15 protein-coding genes are annotated in these 15646 nt (G+C 70.0%); 5 read left to right on the plus strand and 10 right to left on the minus strand.

Going from position 1 to position 15646, the window contains the following annotated elements:
* Both AB0F10_RS18780 and AB0F10_RS18785 read right to left on the minus strand, forming a co-directional pair.
* Nucleotides 1–465, minus strand: a 465-nt coding sequence (locus AB0F10_RS18780) for a hypothetical protein (RefSeq protein WP_360626067.1), incomplete at its 3' end; no start/stop codon positions are given.
* A 77-nt stretch (nt 466–542) separates the two neighbouring features.
* A complete protein-coding gene (locus AB0F10_RS18785; protein WP_360626070.1) occupies nt 543–3077 on the minus strand; it encodes a PKD domain-containing protein in 2535 nt (844 codons plus the stop codon).
* A gap of 699 nt (nt 3078–3776) precedes the next feature.
* Between AB0F10_RS18785 and AB0F10_RS18790 the strand changes: the two genes are divergently transcribed.
* Complete coding sequence (locus tag AB0F10_RS18790) at nt 3777–4217, plus strand: hypothetical protein (RefSeq protein ID WP_360626073.1); 441 nt, start codon at nt 3777–3779, stop codon at nt 4215–4217.
* 178 nt (nt 4218–4395) lie between these two features.
* On the opposite strand, the gene AB0F10_RS18795 is transcribed toward AB0F10_RS18790, so the two are convergent.
* Nucleotides 4396–5331, minus strand: a complete 936-nt coding sequence (locus AB0F10_RS18795; RefSeq protein WP_360626076.1) for a LysR substrate-binding domain-containing protein — start codon at nt 5329–5331, stop codon at nt 4396–4398.
* A 27-nt stretch (nt 5332–5358) separates the two neighbouring features.
* Between AB0F10_RS18795 and AB0F10_RS18800 the strand changes: the two genes are divergently transcribed.
* From AB0F10_RS18800 to AB0F10_RS18810, 3 genes are all read left to right on the plus strand, one after another.
* Nucleotides 5359–6234: an NAD(P)-dependent oxidoreductase gene (locus AB0F10_RS18800; protein ID WP_360626079.1), complete on the plus strand. Its 876-nt coding sequence runs from the start codon at nt 5359–5361 to the stop codon at nt 6232–6234.
* On the plus strand, nt 6231–6659 hold the full coding sequence (locus AB0F10_RS18805) for a RidA family protein (protein ID WP_360626082.1): 429 nt from the start codon (nt 6231–6233) through the stop codon (nt 6657–6659). Before AB0F10_RS18800 ends, AB0F10_RS18805 begins: the two co-directional genes overlap by 4 nt.
* 509 nt (nt 6660–7168) lie before the next feature.
* Complete coding sequence (locus AB0F10_RS18810) at nt 7169–8524, plus strand: ricin-type beta-trefoil lectin domain protein (protein WP_360626184.1); 1356 nt, start codon at nt 7169–7171, stop codon at nt 8522–8524.
* Between the two features lie 172 nt (nt 8525–8696).
* Here AB0F10_RS18810 and AB0F10_RS18815 read toward each other — a convergent pair whose 3' ends face one another.
* The 6 genes from AB0F10_RS18815 to AB0F10_RS18840 form a co-directional block, all read right to left on the minus strand.
* On the minus strand, nt 8697–9044 hold the full coding sequence (locus AB0F10_RS18815) for a TraR/DksA C4-type zinc finger protein (protein WP_360626085.1): 348 nt from the start codon (nt 9042–9044) through the stop codon (nt 8697–8699).
* A gap of 57 nt (nt 9045–9101) precedes the next feature.
* Nucleotides 9102–9431 (minus strand): TraR/DksA C4-type zinc finger protein, encoded by a 330-nt coding sequence (locus AB0F10_RS18820; RefSeq protein ID WP_360626088.1) that lies wholly within the window; start codon nt 9429–9431, stop codon nt 9102–9104.
* A 205-nt stretch (nt 9432–9636) separates the two neighbouring features.
* Nucleotides 9637–10389 (minus strand): CBS domain-containing protein, encoded by a 753-nt coding sequence (locus AB0F10_RS18825; RefSeq protein WP_360626091.1) that lies wholly within the window; start codon nt 10387–10389, stop codon nt 9637–9639.
* 207 nt (nt 10390–10596) lie between these two features.
* Nucleotides 10597–11373, minus strand: coding sequence for a CBS domain-containing protein (locus AB0F10_RS18830; protein WP_360626094.1), 777 nt, complete (start codon nt 11371–11373; stop codon nt 10597–10599).
* Nucleotides 11370–11591, minus strand: coding sequence for a hypothetical protein (locus AB0F10_RS18835; protein ID WP_360626097.1), 222 nt, complete (start codon nt 11589–11591; stop codon nt 11370–11372). Before AB0F10_RS18835 ends, AB0F10_RS18830 begins: the two co-directional genes overlap by 4 nt.
* Nucleotides 11592–11876: 285 nt before the next feature.
* On the minus strand, nt 11877–13589 hold the full coding sequence (locus AB0F10_RS18840; RefSeq protein WP_360626100.1) for a 2Fe-2S iron-sulfur cluster-binding protein: 1713 nt from the start codon (nt 13587–13589) through the stop codon (nt 11877–11879).
* Nucleotides 13590–14081: 492 nt separating this feature from the next.
* Here AB0F10_RS18840 and AB0F10_RS18845 point away from each other — a divergent pair, with 492 nt between their 5' ends.
* A complete protein-coding gene (locus AB0F10_RS18845) occupies nt 14082–14702 on the plus strand; it encodes a TetR/AcrR family transcriptional regulator (protein WP_360626103.1) in 621 nt (206 codons plus the stop codon).
* A 28-nt stretch (nt 14703–14730) separates the two neighbouring features.
* Here the strand turns inward: AB0F10_RS18845 and AB0F10_RS18850 are convergent, their stop codons facing one another.
* Entirely contained in the window at nt 14731–15612 is an 882-nt protein-coding gene (locus AB0F10_RS18850; RefSeq protein WP_360626187.1) for a LysR family transcriptional regulator, read from the minus strand.
* Nucleotides 15613–15646: the final 34 nt, after the last annotated feature.

The following is a 15646-nucleotide window of genomic DNA, read 5'->3' on the forward strand; positions in this document are numbered from 1 at the left end:
CGAGGCGCCGTACCCGTCGGAGACACGGTAGATCCGTTCCGGCGCGGCCGGCGCCGGCCAGGCCATGATCAGGTATTCCTCCTCCGGCTCGCGCGTCACGCCGTCGACCGCGGTGTCCCGGCCTCTGGCATGCACCCGCAGCCGGTGATCGCCCGCGGCGGCGGTCAACGGCGGGAGGGACGGCCCGTCGGCCATCGGCGGCACCGCCCGCAGCCGGCCTGCCGGTACGGTCAGGCTGACCTCGACCACCTCGTCCCAGCCGTCCGGCTCCACCGTGGCGGGCGCCGCGTCCCGGGCATCGACGGTGAGACCGACCACGCCGGTGTGGATGCCGGTGTAGATCACCGCCGTGCCCGGTGCGCCCAGCAGCACCAGGCCGTTGCCGGGCGCGCCGGACGGGCGGGGTAGGCGGTCGTCGTCGATAAGCCAGAACTGGTGGTGGCTGACCGGCATCGCAGCGCGCATTGTGCTCACCTTGCCCATGCTAGGTCTCGTACGTGACCGGCCCGGCCCCCGCGAACGGGTGCCGGGCCGGATCTCTCTCAGGGACGCTGGATCAGGACCTGTCCCGTCCGCAGCGTGGTCGGTTCGGCCACGTCGACGTCGTATCCGGCGCTGGGCCGGTTGTCGTAGACCGTCCCGGCGCCCGGGTTGGCGCCGGCCGAGAGCGGCCACACCACGGCGCGGAACTTGTCGGTCCCGGGCTGGCAGGCGCCCGCTGTCCCGCCGGTCGTACAGCCGTCATAGCCGTAGAACACGAACCCGTATCGGCCGCTGTGCCCGGCCAGGGTGCCGCTGCCCTTGGCGGCGACCTTGCCGTCCGGGGTCACGACCAGCCAGTCCAGGGTGGACCCGTCCGTGTCGAACCGGTAGTCGGTGCCGGGTATCCAGGATCGGGCGGAGCCCTGCGGTCGTAGCAGGTCGTTCTGCGGGTAGTACCGGCCGGCGAGGTGGAACCACCCCTCGCCCGTGGTGTTCGGCGACGAGGTCAGCGCACCGGCCGGCGAGTCGTACGAGCCGTCGGTGTTGGCCCAGCCCCCGTACGGGTCGTAGACGACCACCATGACGGATGCCTTCTCGGAGACCCCGCCGTCATCGTCGGTGATGCCGGGTTGGATGGTGTACATCCCGGCGTGCGTGTAGACGTGGGTGCCGCCGCAGGCGCTGCCGGCCACCGTGCCGGACGAACTGGTGCCGTCGTCCCACTGGATGTTGCACGTCTGGGTGTCGTTGGTGCCCGGGTCCTCGAAGTTGGTGGTCAGGGTGACCCGGTCACCGACGCGGAACAGCTGCCACGGCTGCGGCGAGACGATCCCGAGGGCGGGCTGGTCGGCCGCCTTCTGCGCCGCCAGCCGCAGGCGTCGCAGCTGCGGCGGGACGTTGGCCAGGTGGACGATGGCCGAGTCGGTGCTCGCCTCGTCGTGGATGCCGTCCGAGCCGCTGATCGTGACGGTGTACGTGCCGTCGTCGTTGCACCGGAGCGTGGTGACGGCAGACGCGTCGTTGCCGAACGAGCAGTGCGCGCCGGGGTCCACGTCCGGCCCGGGCTGGTAGCTCCAATGCACCTGCGGCGGTCCGTCGTCGTCGGTCGCGCTGCCGTTCAGTTCGACGTCGAAGCCCTCGTCGCCGCTGACATCCGGTCCGGCGCTCACGACCGGCGGGTAGTTGGGCGGATTCGGGTTGGGGCCGCCACCGGAGCCGGTGATCCAGACGTAGAACGGGTCGCCGTCGATGACCCGCTCGGTGCGGTAGAACGTGCCGAGGTCACTGCCGCCGCTGCTGTTCTGCACCGCGTCGATCATGCACACGCTGTAGCCCACCGGGCCGGTGGTGCCGATCGGCTCGTTGATCTGACACCAGTCGAAGGTGCGGGCCGGGCCCTTGGGCGTGGCAGTTTCGGCGCCCTGCGTCGACGATGCGAACGGGTACTCGTCGCAGCTCTTGGTCTCCGGCCGCGGGTAGCCGCCCCGGTCGGAGCGCGGGCAGGCCCGGTCGCGGTTGTTGCCGACCTTGCCCGAGTCGGTGAGCCGGTTCAGCGTCGGGCCGTCCGGGTAGGCGCCGGGAAGGCCGGATGCCTGGGCTTCGCCGATGTGCCGGGCCAACTCCGGGAACGATCCGTTCCGGGCGTACTGCTCGACCGGCACGTAGTCGGGGAAGACGCAGCCGACCTGTGCGGACCCCGGAAGCGCGTTGTCGCAGCGCACCCGTGGCGGCGACACGGTCCCCGGACTGACCGGGACCCAGGCCGGGTTGGTGAAGGAGTACGTGAACGTGGTGAACGAGAACGCCTTGTCGCCCGGCACCGACACGACCGTGTCGAAGAACGCCTGGCCGGCCGCGTCGGCGTTGTCCACCAGCGGCTGGGGCGGGAACGTGCTGATCGGGGTGACGCAGGCGTTCGCGCACACCGCGAAGCCCTCGGCCGTAGTGCCTGGCAGCAGCCCGACGCCGGTGCCGCCGAACTTTCGCAGCTCGATCTGCTGGGCCCAGGTAGCGATGCTCGACGAGGTGTACGAGAAGTTGAGCTCCAGGTACTCGATGGTGCCGGCGACTCCGCCATCCTGGTCGTAGATCGTCGCGGTGCGCGAGGCGATGGAGCACGCCTGCGTGCGGTACCAGAACCAGCCGCGGAACGCGTTGTCAATGCAGAACTGCGGCAGCGGGAGCACCTCGACCGCCGCCGCGGCGGCCGCTTTGCCGTTCACCCGGGCCGGACTGCCAGCGGCGATCTTTGGATGGGTACGGCCGGGGCCGATGCAGACGGTGTACTTCTTACCGCTGGTCGGGCGCTTCTTGGCGCAGTCTTCGAGCCCTTTCGGATCGGCCTCCGGTGAGGAGGCGGGCGCCGGGACCTCGAGCTGGGCCGCGCCGTCGCGGCCGGGCGTGGCCGCCGCGTCGCCCTCGGCCTGAGCGGCCGCCTTCAACTGCCGCTCGCCGTGGTCGTCCGGACCGACCGCCGGCACGCCACTGACGCCGGTGACGCCGCCAACTCCGGTCACGCCGGCCTGAGCCGCGGCCGCGGGTGTGACCGCGAGCGCGAGAGTCAGGGCGGCGACGATTCCGAATCGTCGTCTCATATGGAGTTTTCCCCCCGTGTGGCGGCACGGCATGACCGCGCCGCCGGCTGTGCGCCAGCCCCAAACCGGTGAAGATCACCTTTGATCCGTGCGGCAGGCTCGCCCCCGATTTCGGCCCGTGCGCGATGGAATGCGATCGACGCCAGTCCCAACAAAAATCGAGGTCAACCGATATGTTTGTTAACGAATGATGAACTCGTTGAGCAGGATTGGATTGATCGGATCTCGGTCGCTGTCGCGGATCGAAACGATCAACGTGGCGGTTCACTGGATTCCGGTACCCTCGGCGGCCCTTGTCGAGTCCGCGGAGATGCCTGCACTGGAAGCGTCTGGCGGAACTCGTCGCCCGGGAGTAAGCCGCGCTCGGCGACCGTGACGGAGCATCGGCTATCCGCATCCCGGTCGCGGCGGCGCCGTAGGGCCAGTCGGTATCCCCGTTGAGCGACAACCGCTGCAGGTCGGACGAGTCGACGCGGAAGCCTCAAGTTAAGGCAGTTGCGCCGTACTTACCGGCAGCGCAACATCGCATCCGTGTTTCGTCGCCTCATCACACGGCTCTCGAGGCTGGCATGTGGCCCGGCGCGTCATGATGCCTTCCGGACGCCGATGGCTGGCAAGTGCCCGTAGCCGGGCAGGGGCGGCTCTGTTCCGGCGGAACGGCCTGTCAGCGAGCCGGGTGTTCAGCCGCAGTGGGTGATCGTGGCGAACGTCGTGGACGAACGGCCGGCCGGGCCGGGTGGCGAGGAGACGAAGCGCGGGCTGAGGATCTTCCGGCCTGATGCGAAGGTTTACGTGGTCGACGGTTTCGGTGGGATGGGTTGGGAAACGGTGACGGTCGTCGGTCAAGCCCGGAAGTCGGCCCGCTGGGTCACCGCCCACGTGCAGGCCAAGAATCTTCACAATTTCCGGGTGAAGTTGGTGTACACACCCGCGTCCCTGCGGAGGATCACGCAACTGCGTCGTCCGAAGCCGGACGACCCTGACCGGTGTTTCGGAGGGTTCTGGCTGGGCTGGGTCGACGATTGCGGCAACGAGGCCTATCGCCGACCGGCTGGATGGCGGCGCCAACGGCCCGCTGGGCGACGAATGCGTTCCGAGCCGGCACGACACGGTGGTCGGCTGCGAACGCTGAACCCGTAGCGATCGACGATCAGCTGTCCCTCTCCGCATGGCGAACCTTGCGGGCCACGCCGAGTGGTTCCGGCAGTTACCCGTCGTCCGTCCTGAGTGGCGCCATCCGCTCCGCCCTCATGGTGACAGGCGGAACATCAAGCATCAGGAAGCCGCCGGCGGTGGATGGGCGGGTATGTGGTCAGACTTACCTAGCCGAATCGGTGGATCCTGGTCGGTCAGGGCTTTGGCCGACGCCGAGGGCGGCCTCGTCGAGGTGGGTGAGGAACCGAGCCACCGCAGGTGGCCTGGCCCGTCCAGCGATGGTGGCGGCGAAGATGCGGCGGATTGACTCGTCGTCGGTGTGCAGGCGCAGCAGCGCGATATCGGCGGGCGTGCCACGCACGGCCAGGGCCGGGACGAGCGCGACGCCGAGCCCCGCCGCGACGCAGCCGAGCTTGCCGGTCCACTCGGCGGCGACGATGTCGATTCTCGGTTGGAAGCCACTGGGCAGGCTGGCGCGCAGCAGGGTCTCTTCGGCGTTCGCCGAGCCGACGATGAAAGCATCGTCAGCCAGCTCCGCCAGCCGCACCGTGCGTCGCCGGGCCAGCCGATGCTCATGCGACACCGCCACGAGCAGCCGCTCGTCGAGCAGGTGATGCAGGTCGACGCCGGCCGGGTCGATCGGACCAGTCGGTGACGAACTGACCACCACCACATCGGCGTCCCCCGCGGTGAGGCGCTCCAGCAGCCCGGGCGTCAGCCCTTCGACCAGCGACAGAGCCAGATCCGGGTACGCGCAGCGAAACGATGCGAGTGCCCGCGGGACGAGTGCCGCGACGGCGGTAGGGAACGCGCCGACACGCAGCCGGCCGCCGGCGAGGCGGTGCAGGTCGTCGAGATTGTGCTGGGCGGCGGTGAGCCGGTCGAGGACGGCCTGCGCATGCGGCAACAGGATGCGTCCTTCCTCGGTGAGCGCTACGCCCCGCGGCAGTCTGTCGAAGACCCGTGCCCCGACCTCGGCCTCGAGCGCCGCTATCTGCCGTGACACAGCCGACTGAGTGAAGCGCAGGCGGCGGGCGGCGGCGGTGATCGAGCCGTAACGCGCGACGGTCCGGAACACCTCCAGGAGCTGGGTTTCCACACGCCATGCTAACCACGCATCGCATCCATGCCCGACATTCGTTGGTCGCATGCCGATGCCGCTTTTACCGTTGTGGCCGTGACGAGCATCGCGGTTCTGGGAACCGGACACATGGGAACAGCGATCGTGCGCCGGCTACTGGCGACCGGTCACCGGGTGACGGTGTGGAATCGCACGCCGGCCAACGCCGTACCGTTGGCCGCGCTGCGCGCTGGAATCGCCGCAACGCCTGCTGAGGCAGTGGCCGGGGCTGACCTGGTGATCACGATGCTGACCGACGGCGCCGCGGTCGAGACCGCGCTGTTCGGCGCCGGCGACTCCGGCTCCGCGGTGGCAGCTGCGCGGCCGGGCGCGGTCGTGGTGCAGATGTCGACGATCGGGCCGGACGAGGTACGCGGGATCGCCGCACGCCTGCCCGGGACGGTGTCGTTGCTCGACGCTCCCGTCGGCGGCAGCGTCGCCGCGGCCGAGGCGGGCACGCTCACGATCTTCGCCGCGGGCTCATACACCGACCTGGATCTCGCCGAACCTGTGCTCCGGGACCTCGGCACGATCCGCCGCTGCGGTCCTCTCGGTGCCGGGGCGGCGCTGAAGCTCGTGGTCAACACGGCGATGGTCACCGCGCTCGGTGCGTTGCACGACACCCTCGCTGTCGCCGACGCGGTCGACATCGACCGGGCGGTCGCGCTCGATGCCCTCGCGGCCGGGCCGCTGGCCGGCGCGGTCCGGCGGGCGACCGCAACCGGTGCGTCGTTCGCGATCTCACTGGCCGCCAAGGACACGCGACTCGCCCTCCGCGATGCGCAGACCGCCCCGGTCGCGGCTGCCGCACTGCAACTCCTGCACGCAGCCGCCGACCCGGCGGCGGACGTGGCATCCCTCGTCAACCTGGAGACCCGATGAACCTGGCCCTGGACAACCCGCCGGCGGTCGCCGCGCCATTCGGCGACCGGTTCGCCCACGTCGCTCGTCTGGACCTCGACGGCGGCGCGCTGCTCATGCTCGCCGGACAGGTCGCCGTGGACGACGCCGGCGAGGTCGTCGCACCAGGCGACGCCGCCGCCCAGGCGGAACGCATCTTCGAGATCATCCGCGGAATCCTCGCAGCGCACGGAGCCACCTTCGCCGACGTGATGCACATCCGGACCTTCATGACCAGCCTCAAGGACCTGCCCGCCTACGGCGCGGTGCGCCGCAGCGTGTTCCCGGCCGCACCAGCCGCCAACCCGCCGGCCAGCACGACCGTCGAGGTCAACCGGCTGTTCCTGCCCGGAGCGGTACTGGAGGTAGAGGTCACCGCGGCAGTCCGGCATCGGATCGCAGCCTGACTCTGACACTCGGCACCGGCCTGCGCCCGGTCGCGGTCGCAATGCCCGGCGCCGGCAAGAGCGCCTCGCTGACCAACGCGGCAGAGGTCTGCGCGGCGGCGGTGTGGATGCAGTACTCCGCCACCGACCGGCAGCCCTCGATGTGGATCGCACACCTGGTCGCCGGTGACCGGCGCGACTTGACCCGGGCACCTTCGCCGCGGACGTGGCCACCCACGCCCTGCGTGCTCCCCGATGGCGGTAGGAGGCCCGCGTCGACCGGCGCCCCACCGGTGAGCCGGTCCGCACCGAGGTCCGAGCGGTAACGGACCGTGGCGTCCGCCTTACCGGGCGTAGATGCGGCAAACCGGCGCTAACCGCCCAGGCCTTCCCCCGGTTCGGTCTGCGAGCACCGCCCCATCGCATCGACAGTTGGAAATATTTACGTAATAATGTTTACAGAAACGCGTCTCATGTCGCCCGTCGCAGTAGATCGAACCACTCCGTACGAGAGGACGTTCTCCGTGACAATGAATGCAGGTTTCGCGCAACGAGCGCCGTCACGCAACCGCCGGCGCCTCATGGTCTTCCTCACCGCGGCCGTCACTGCGCTCGTCGGCAGCGCTGTTGTCCAGCAGCAGCCCGCACACGCCGCGTGGAACCTCGTGTGGGCCGACGAGTTCAACGGGTCCGGCGCGCCCAGCAGCGCCAACTGGAACTACAACGTCGGCAACGGCCTCAACCCCGGCCTCAATGCCTTCGACGGCTGGGGCAACGGCGAGTGGGAGTGGTACCGCCCCGAGAACTGCACGCAGTCCGGCGGCAACCTCGTGATGCGCGCCAACTGGCTCACGACGCCCATCACGGTCAACGGCCGCAACTTCTACCAGACGTCGTGTCGCATGACGACGGACACGAAGAAGTCCTTCCAGTACGGCCGCATCGAGGCGCGCATGGCGCTCCCGACCGCCACCGGCTCGTGGCCGGCCTTCTGGACGCTCGGTGACTCGTGCGACGAGACGTCCACGAGCGCCTACAACCCGGCGCAGACCTATTACGACCGCCTGCCCACCAACTGGGCCAGTTGCGGCGAGGTCGACATCATGGAACACGCGAACGCGAACGCGACCGTGACGAACAACATCTTCTGGGATCTCCGGACCGGCGTGTTCCCGTGGACAGCGGGTCAGAACGCCAACTACGTCGCCAACCCCGCCGTCAACAACGCCGCTGCCTTCCACGTCTATGCGATCGAGTGGACGGCCGCGCAGATCCGCTGGTACATCGACGGTGTGCAAACGCACGTGATCGACACGACGCCGGCGACCTTGGAGGAGTTCCGCAAGCCGTTCCACGTCATCTTCAACCTGGCGCTGGGTGGCACGTACCCCGGACAGAACCCCGTGCAGAGCCAGTTCCCGCTCACCGCGTCGATCGACTACGTGCGCTACTACCAGGACGGCGGGGGCACGACGCCGCCTCCTTCCACGGGCGGACCCGCGACGCAGATCAACGGGCCGGGCGGCAAGTGCGTGGACGTGGCCGGAAACGACACGGGCGGCAATGGCGCGGCCGTGCAGCTGTGGACGTGCCAGGGGTCATCTCTTTCGAAGGACCAGCAGTGGAGCTGGGACGGCCAGACCCTGCGGACGTTGGGCCGGTGCCTCGACGTCGCCAACGCGGGTACGGCCAACGGCACGAAGGTGCAGCTCTGGGACTGCAACGGCAGCGGCGCACAGAACTGGGTCCAGGAAGGTAACCGGTTGCGCAACCCGAACTCCAACAAATGCCTGGACTCCCCGGACGGCTCGACAGCGGACGGCGCGCGACTGCAGATCTGGGACTGCAACGGATCGGCCGCACAGTCCTTCGTGAAGGCCGCGTGAAGGCCGGCCGAGGGGCACGCTGACGGTCAGGGCGCGGACAGGCTCCGCGCCCCGTGCCGTGGCGTGTTCCTCGAGGCGGGCGGCCGGGTCGAGGGTGATCGGCTGCCAGCGCGGCGTCTCGCCTTTCTCCTGCAGGAGGACCAGCCGTGGACGGAGGTCCATCGGCCCCGGTTCACCAGGTCTCCGGGCGGCGTCGCTCGCAGAGGGCGCAGTTGGTGGCCTGGGGAGCGGCCCGGAGCCGGCCCAGCGGTATCGGCCTGTAGCAGTCTCCGCAGACACCGTAGGTGCCTTCGGACATGCGTTTGAGTGCCTGCGCGGTCTCGGCGATCCGCTGACGGGAAGCCGCGGCGAGCGCATCCAGGGTGCGCGGGCCGTAGCCCGCATGGCGTGGCAGGCGGGCGTACACCATCAGCTGGTTCAGCCGCGCGGTGTGGACGGCGACCTGCTCCTCCAGCATGGTGCGGAGCAACTCCATCGGCTCCGCGGACGGATGGGTCGCATCGTGCACTGCGGTGGTCATGATGCCTCCAAGAAGCACGAGTCTCACGAAGAAAGGTCAGGGGTCGCCTCGGTACGCCTACCCGTCGTGTCGCTGCTGGCAGGGCACACAGCGCTGGGCGTGGGGAAGCAGTTGCAGGCGCTCGGCCGGGATCGAGGTGCCGCACTTTTCGCAGCGCCCATAGGTGCCCTCGGCGATCCGGTTCAGCGCGCCGGTGATCTGCTCCAACGCGCGGCGGGTGACGGCCAGCAATGCCGCCCGCTGGTACGCCTCGCCGGGGTCACCGGTGTCGGCGTCGAGCTGCGTGAACTCTGTCAGCCGTGCCGTGTGCATGGCGAACTCCGCACTCAGCGACGCGCGCATCTGCGCGAAGTGGCCGTGGTCGGGGACGTTGGTTTCAACACTCATGACTCATCCTGTGATCGCAGAATCCGGACAGCGAAGGGGCCGAAGCCGAATGGCTTCGCCTGGCACATCAGGGGTGGCCTCGTCGGCCCGGAGCCGGTCGTGGTGACCACAACCCGGCCGGACCGGCGTACGCGGCTCGTCCCGGAGCGCGGGACGAGCCGATCGTGAATTCAGGTAACGAGCCTGGTCTCTGATGCCGCGGGGCTCAGGCGTCCTGGCGCTGTCTGCGCCTGCTGCCGCCGGTGCGCCGGATGCGGCGGCGTTGCTTGTCGGGATGGAAGGGTTCGGCGCTGAACGGGTGGGTGCGGCCGACGGTGGAGCGCACCAGTTCGGCGTCGTCGAAGTCGTACCGGATGTGGTTGTCCACCTTGGCGACGCCTGGCACCGCCGCCACCACCCGGGTGACGATGTCGGCGGTGGAGTGCCGGCCTACCGTGCCGATCAGGGTCGCCGTGCCGTCGTGGACATGCACCTCGACCTGTTCCGGATGGATCCACAGCCGCTGGCGCAACACCGCCTCGACCTCGCGCCGGATCGCCGCGTCGTCCCGCGCGTACGGGCGCAGCAGGTCGCCGCGGGACACCACGCCGAGCAGTCGCCCCTGCGGACCCGTGACCAGCAACTGACGGACATTGCTGTCCTGCATGGTCCTGGCGGCCCGGGTCAGCGAGGTGTCAGCATCGATGGACACGGCCGGGGTGGTCATCAGGTCTCCGCCTCGCACAGCCGTGGCCCTTCCCTTGGGCCGGCCCCCTCGCGGGTTGTCCCGCTCGCCGTCGGCGACGCCGACGAGCAGGTCGGCCTGGGAGATCACACCGAGTACGTCACCGGTCGGGGTCGTCACCGGTACGGCGCTGATGCCCTCACGCTCGAGCAGGCTCGCGATCTGACCGACCGGGGTATCCGCTCCCACGGTGATCACCTCGCGCGTCATCACGTCATCGACCTGCCACTGCATCTCGACACCTCTCCCGGACTGTCCGCGGCAGGGTCGGCGCCCGTACGGCAGTCCTGACTCGACAAATTATTTGCTACGTCAATTATCTCCGCGTGGCTGCGGGCCGACCACGGTCGGCGTCGGCCACGTATCCCGTAGTTGCTTGCCGGCCGTCGGCAACGGGCCGGTGCGCGGCCCGATGTCCGCGCTCGCCGGCCCGTACGGGGGTTACGCCCCGGTGGTGACCGGCGGCCGATCCGCCGGCTGTGAGTGCACACGCTGAGCCGGCGGGCGGGCCGTCCGCAGACCGCGGAACGGGCGAGGCCCGGGCGCACGGGGTGTGGCCGTGATCGTGTCGTCGACGTCGAACCTCAGCAGGTCGACGACGTCGGTGACGCCCGGGACCGTCGCGGTCAGCCTCGCGACGGCGACGGCGGTCGTCTTGCGGTCGGTGTGCCCGGTGAGGGTGACCATGCCGTCGTCGACGCCCACCTGGATCGTCCCGGGCGCAATCTGCGGCGTGCGGCCGACCACCTGCCGCAACACGTCCTCCCGGATGACGGCGTCCAGCCGGGCGTGGACCTTCAGGAGGTCTGATCTGGTGACGATGCCCCGCAGCCTGCGGTCGCGGTCGACGACCAGCAGCCTGCCGACGCCGCGCCGGTGCATCACCCTGGCGGCGGCCGGCAACGACGCGTCGGCTCCGATGGTCAGCGCCGGAGCGCTCATCACCTCCGCGGCGATGCCCTGCGGCCATTGCACCGACGGCTGTACCCGTTGGCGCCACCGACCGACGGAGGATCCGGCGTCCGGTGCGGCGACGGTGATCTTTCTCCGCAGATCGGTCCAGGAGACCACGCCGAGCACCACGTCGAACCTGTCGACCACGGGCACGGCCGTGATCCGCCTTTCGGTGAGCAGTGCGACGATCTCCGCCACGGACGCGTCAACGGGTGCGGTGATCACCTCGGTGGTCATCACATCCTGTACTCGCCAGGTGGTCATGCCGCTCCTTCCCGGCCGCCGACTGTGGTGCGGGCCGCGGGCCGGCGCAGCCCGGGTGGAGGTGCCTCTCGTTGGCGTGACGTGGCCGGGTCGTCGGCGCGGCGGTAGATCGTTTGAGCGCGGGCGTAGCGACGCAGCAGGTACATACCGGTTAGCACCGCGACGACAGCGATCATCAACAACGCGTCGACGAGACCGCGTGCCACGAGCATCGTCACGGCGAGGACGAGAACGGCCGTGATGGCGGCGGCCGGTACGAGAGGGAACCTGCGAACCTGCATGGTGTCTTCTTCTCCTTCCATGCGGAACCACCGGCCTGTGGTCGCCGGGTAGTTCCGTCGAGGCCCGCGTGCCACGCGTTCATATCCTGAGCGCGAGTGGCTCAGCTGCGGGTTGACCTCCATCGTCGCTGCGGCGGACCGGGTCTCGGCAGGGCTATGGTCCACAGATCGGGCGGGTTTAGATTGCCGATGGTCGGCAATAAGGGCCGACCTTGCTCCACGTCACAGACATTCCGGTCCCGGTTCGGTGATGTCCAGGGTGACCTTGGAAAGTGGGCTGCCTACGCACGCCAGCACGTAGCCGGCGGCCCGCCGAAGCGGGGTCAGGCAGTTGGGCTCGTTCTGCGCGACGTCGCCGTCGCGCAGCCGTACCATGCAGTCGCCGCAGCTACCGACGGTGCAGGAGTACGGCATCGGCAGGCCGGCCGCGAGGCCCGCGTCGAGCAAGGTCTGCCCGGGATCGACCACCACCGTGCCGAGAGGTCGTCCGTCCCGTTCAACGGTCATCCGCTGTGGCACGGTCGCCGCCCTCCCGCCGTTCGCCGCGCTGATGTATCGCTCTCGGTGCACCCGGTCGCCGGGCACGCCGAACTCGGTCAGCACCGCGTGGACCACCTCCATCAGCGGTTCCGGTCCGCAGAGGTAGTAGTTGGTGCGGTCATCCGGGACGAGGTGGTCGAGCCAGCGACGTACGCCCTCCGCGCCGAGCCGCCCGTCCCGCTCCGCCAGCACGTGGGTCACGGACAGCCGGCCGGGGTTCTCGCGCTCCAGCCGGCTCAGCTCGCTTGCGAAGATGATGTCCTCGGCGCGGCGACTGCTGTAGAGCAGGTCGATCCGGCCGCCCTCGGCACGGTCGGCGAGCCGTGTGCGGACCATGCTCATCATCGGGGTGACGCCGCTCCCCGCGGCGACCAGCACGAGCGGGTGCGGTCCGGCGTGGAACGATCCGGACGGTCCGCGTACGGCGATCCGGTCACCGGCTCGCAGGTCGTGATGCACGTGGCCGGAGAATTGTCCGCCGTCGATGTGCTTGACGGTGACCTCCAGGCAAGGTGAGCCGGGAGCCGACGAGGCCGAGTAGGCCCTCCGCACCGGCCGGCCATCGATGTCGGCGATGAGGGTGAAGAACTGGCCCGGCTGGAAGTCGAAGGAGCCCGGCGTCGGGCCGGCGTCCGCCAGCACGAGAGTGACCGTGCTCGGTGTCTCCCGACGCACCTCGACCACGCGTACCGGTCGCTCGGGAAGGCCGCCCGCGGCCGGTTCGTGGCCGCCCGGCTCGATGTCCTCGTAGCCTTCCTTGCCCAGCCAGGACCGGTAGGCCCGATTCATCGCCCGCCGCAGCAGGCGGCTCATCCCGGGAATCACCTTGATGGCCTTGACCAGGCGGCCGGCGGCGGCCGATTCGCCGGCGAGGTGCGCGCCGGCGATCGCCACCACATCGGGAGCGGTGTCCCGGTCGAGGTGGGTGCCGGGCGACCACAGTCGCGCGCGGGCCACGGCGTCGCTGCCGCTCACCTCGGCGTGCTCGACGTCGATCACCAGCGCCAGGTGTGGTGGCATCCCGCGCAGCGCCATTGTCGCCAGCAACGCGGCGTCGTCGGTGATCGCCGCGCGACCGCGGACGTGCAGCACCCCGCTGCGCCCCGGCACGAGGGCGGCGAACGACAGCCGGTCGTCGTGCATCAGGTTGTGCAGCGTGTCGGCGCGTTTGTTGCCCTTACGGTCGGCGATGACCAGGGTCCGGCCGTCCAGGATGCGCGCCACCGCGGGTTGGTCGCCGCGCGGGCTGGTGTCGCTGCCGCCGGCGGAATCCCAGGTGGACAGGGCGAGGAACGGCGCCGCGGCCAGGAACTCGCCGACCCCTGGCCCGTGCAGCGGACCGTCGTCGCCGGCGAGTGCCGCCGGCCGGGGCCGGGCGGAGGCGACGGTTGCCACAGCCGCGCCCGCATGATGGCTTGCGCGCAGTGCACGTAGGCCTGCTCGACGCCAACGGTGACGCGCGTGCCTTTGCGTCCGGCTATCGTGCCGTTGACCCGCAGGACCTCGCCGACCCCCGGCAAGAGAAAGAAGAACGACACCGGACCTTCAGGCTTGCCTGGCTCGGGCAGGAAGAACGAGATCCGGGTGGCGGAGAGGACCCGGACGAATCCTGGCGCGCCGCCGACGAACGTGGTGCGGCTCGTGCCGCCGACGTCGCGGTAGCCGAAGGCCGCAGCCGGGCACCGGTCCAGGAGCACCCGGCACCCCGCATCGAGGGCGCTGACCTCCTTCCGCACGATCATCGGTGCCGGCCGCCCCACGACGGCCTCCACCTCGGCCGCCGTCGACAGTCGGTTCAGAGTGTTGTATTCCCAGTTCACGACACTATTGTGAGCAATAGCTCAACTCTGTGGCTACTCGCTTTTCGCGTCCCGGAAGGATCACCACATGCCGCCGGCCGACCGCCGTCTACAGCCACGTCGCAAGCCCCGCCAGGTGCGCGCCGCGCTGACCCGGCAACGCATCCTGACCGCCGCTGCTCACGTTTTCGTCGAGCACGGCTACGCCGCCGGCACCACCAACCGCATCGCCGAGCGGGCCCGGATCTCGATCGGCTCGCTTTATCAGTACTTCCCCAACAAGGACGCAATCCTGGCCGCGCTGCTGGTGCGGCACATCGACCGCGGCGATTGGGGCGAGGCCGACGAGGTGGACCTGTCTCCTGGCTCGCTGCCCGCGGCGATCCGTGCGCTGGTCCGCGACGCAATCGACAACCACAGCGATGACCCGGCCCTGTTGCGCATGATGATCGAGGAGGCCCGGGTCTCGCCGGATCTCGTCGAGGCGATGGAACGCCACGGCCGGAGGCGGGTCGCCCAGGTACGCGACCTGTTGGCCCGCCACCCCGACGTCTCGGTGACCGACCTGGACACCGCGGCCGAGCTGATCGTGACCACGGTGGAGCTGAACACCCATAAGCTGATGGCCGCGCCGCAGGCCATCCCGGAGGAGGTCTTCGCCGCCGAACTGGTCGACATGGTGACCCGCTACCTGCACGGTGACCGGTGAGCTGCGGCCCGAGCGGGAGGCCGGGTCGTCATGCCGGGGCGGCGGACTTGACTGCGGCGGCTACAAATGCCCGGACCCGCGCCGTTTCCCGGGCGGTCGGCCATACCGGGCCCCAGTGCAGCGGCGGCGCGTCTCGGAACGGGACGTAAACCACGTCGGGACGGACGTAGAAGCGGGCAACGTGCTCACCCACAACAAACGTTCCCAGACCCGCACCGACGAGCGTCAGCACCTCCTGGAACGTTTCGGCGACAGGGCCGTTACCGCCGACAGGCCGGGCGGGGCCCACCGCGGGCAGGGAGCACGGCGCCACGACGAGACGGACGCGGGCGAGATCCTCGACCGACACGGACGCAATCCCCGCGAACGGATGACCGGCCGGGACAGCAAGCATCCGCGGCTCGCTCAGCAGAACGGGGCCGACGGCCAGACCCGGCCCGTAGAGCGGGAAGCAGCCGACAAGCACGTCGATCTCGTCCGCGTTCATGCGCTCGACGGCGCCGCCGGTCTGGACCTCGCGGGCCTCCACCACGCAGTCCGGGTGGCCGCGCCGGAACCGGATCGCCGCTGCCATCACGAGCCGGCCGGCCGCCGCGCCGACGTAGCCGACCCGCAGCGTGCCGGCGAGCCCGCGGCCGTGCGCGACGGCCCGCGCCACCGCCGCGAGGACCTGCTCATACGCCGGTTTGAGGTCCTTGTGCAGCTCACGGCCGGTCGGGGTGAGCGTCACCCGCCGGCTGGTCCGCTCGAACAACGGCACACCGACGCGCCGTTCGAGCGCGCGGACGACCTGGCTCACACGCGTGGTCGTGACGCCGAGTCGCTGACCGGCGCGGCCAAAGTGCAGTTCCTCGGCCAGGGCGAGGAACACCTCGATCTCGTGCCGTTCCAGGGTACCCAGCTCCTCCATCGTCAAGCTGTGCTTCACGATCGTTGCATGGGTC

Origin of the sequence: Actinoplanes sp. NPDC026623 (genome assembly GCF_040638275.1) — a bacterium.
Classification (GTDB): Bacteria; Actinomycetota; Actinomycetes; order Mycobacteriales; family Micromonosporaceae; genus Actinoplanes.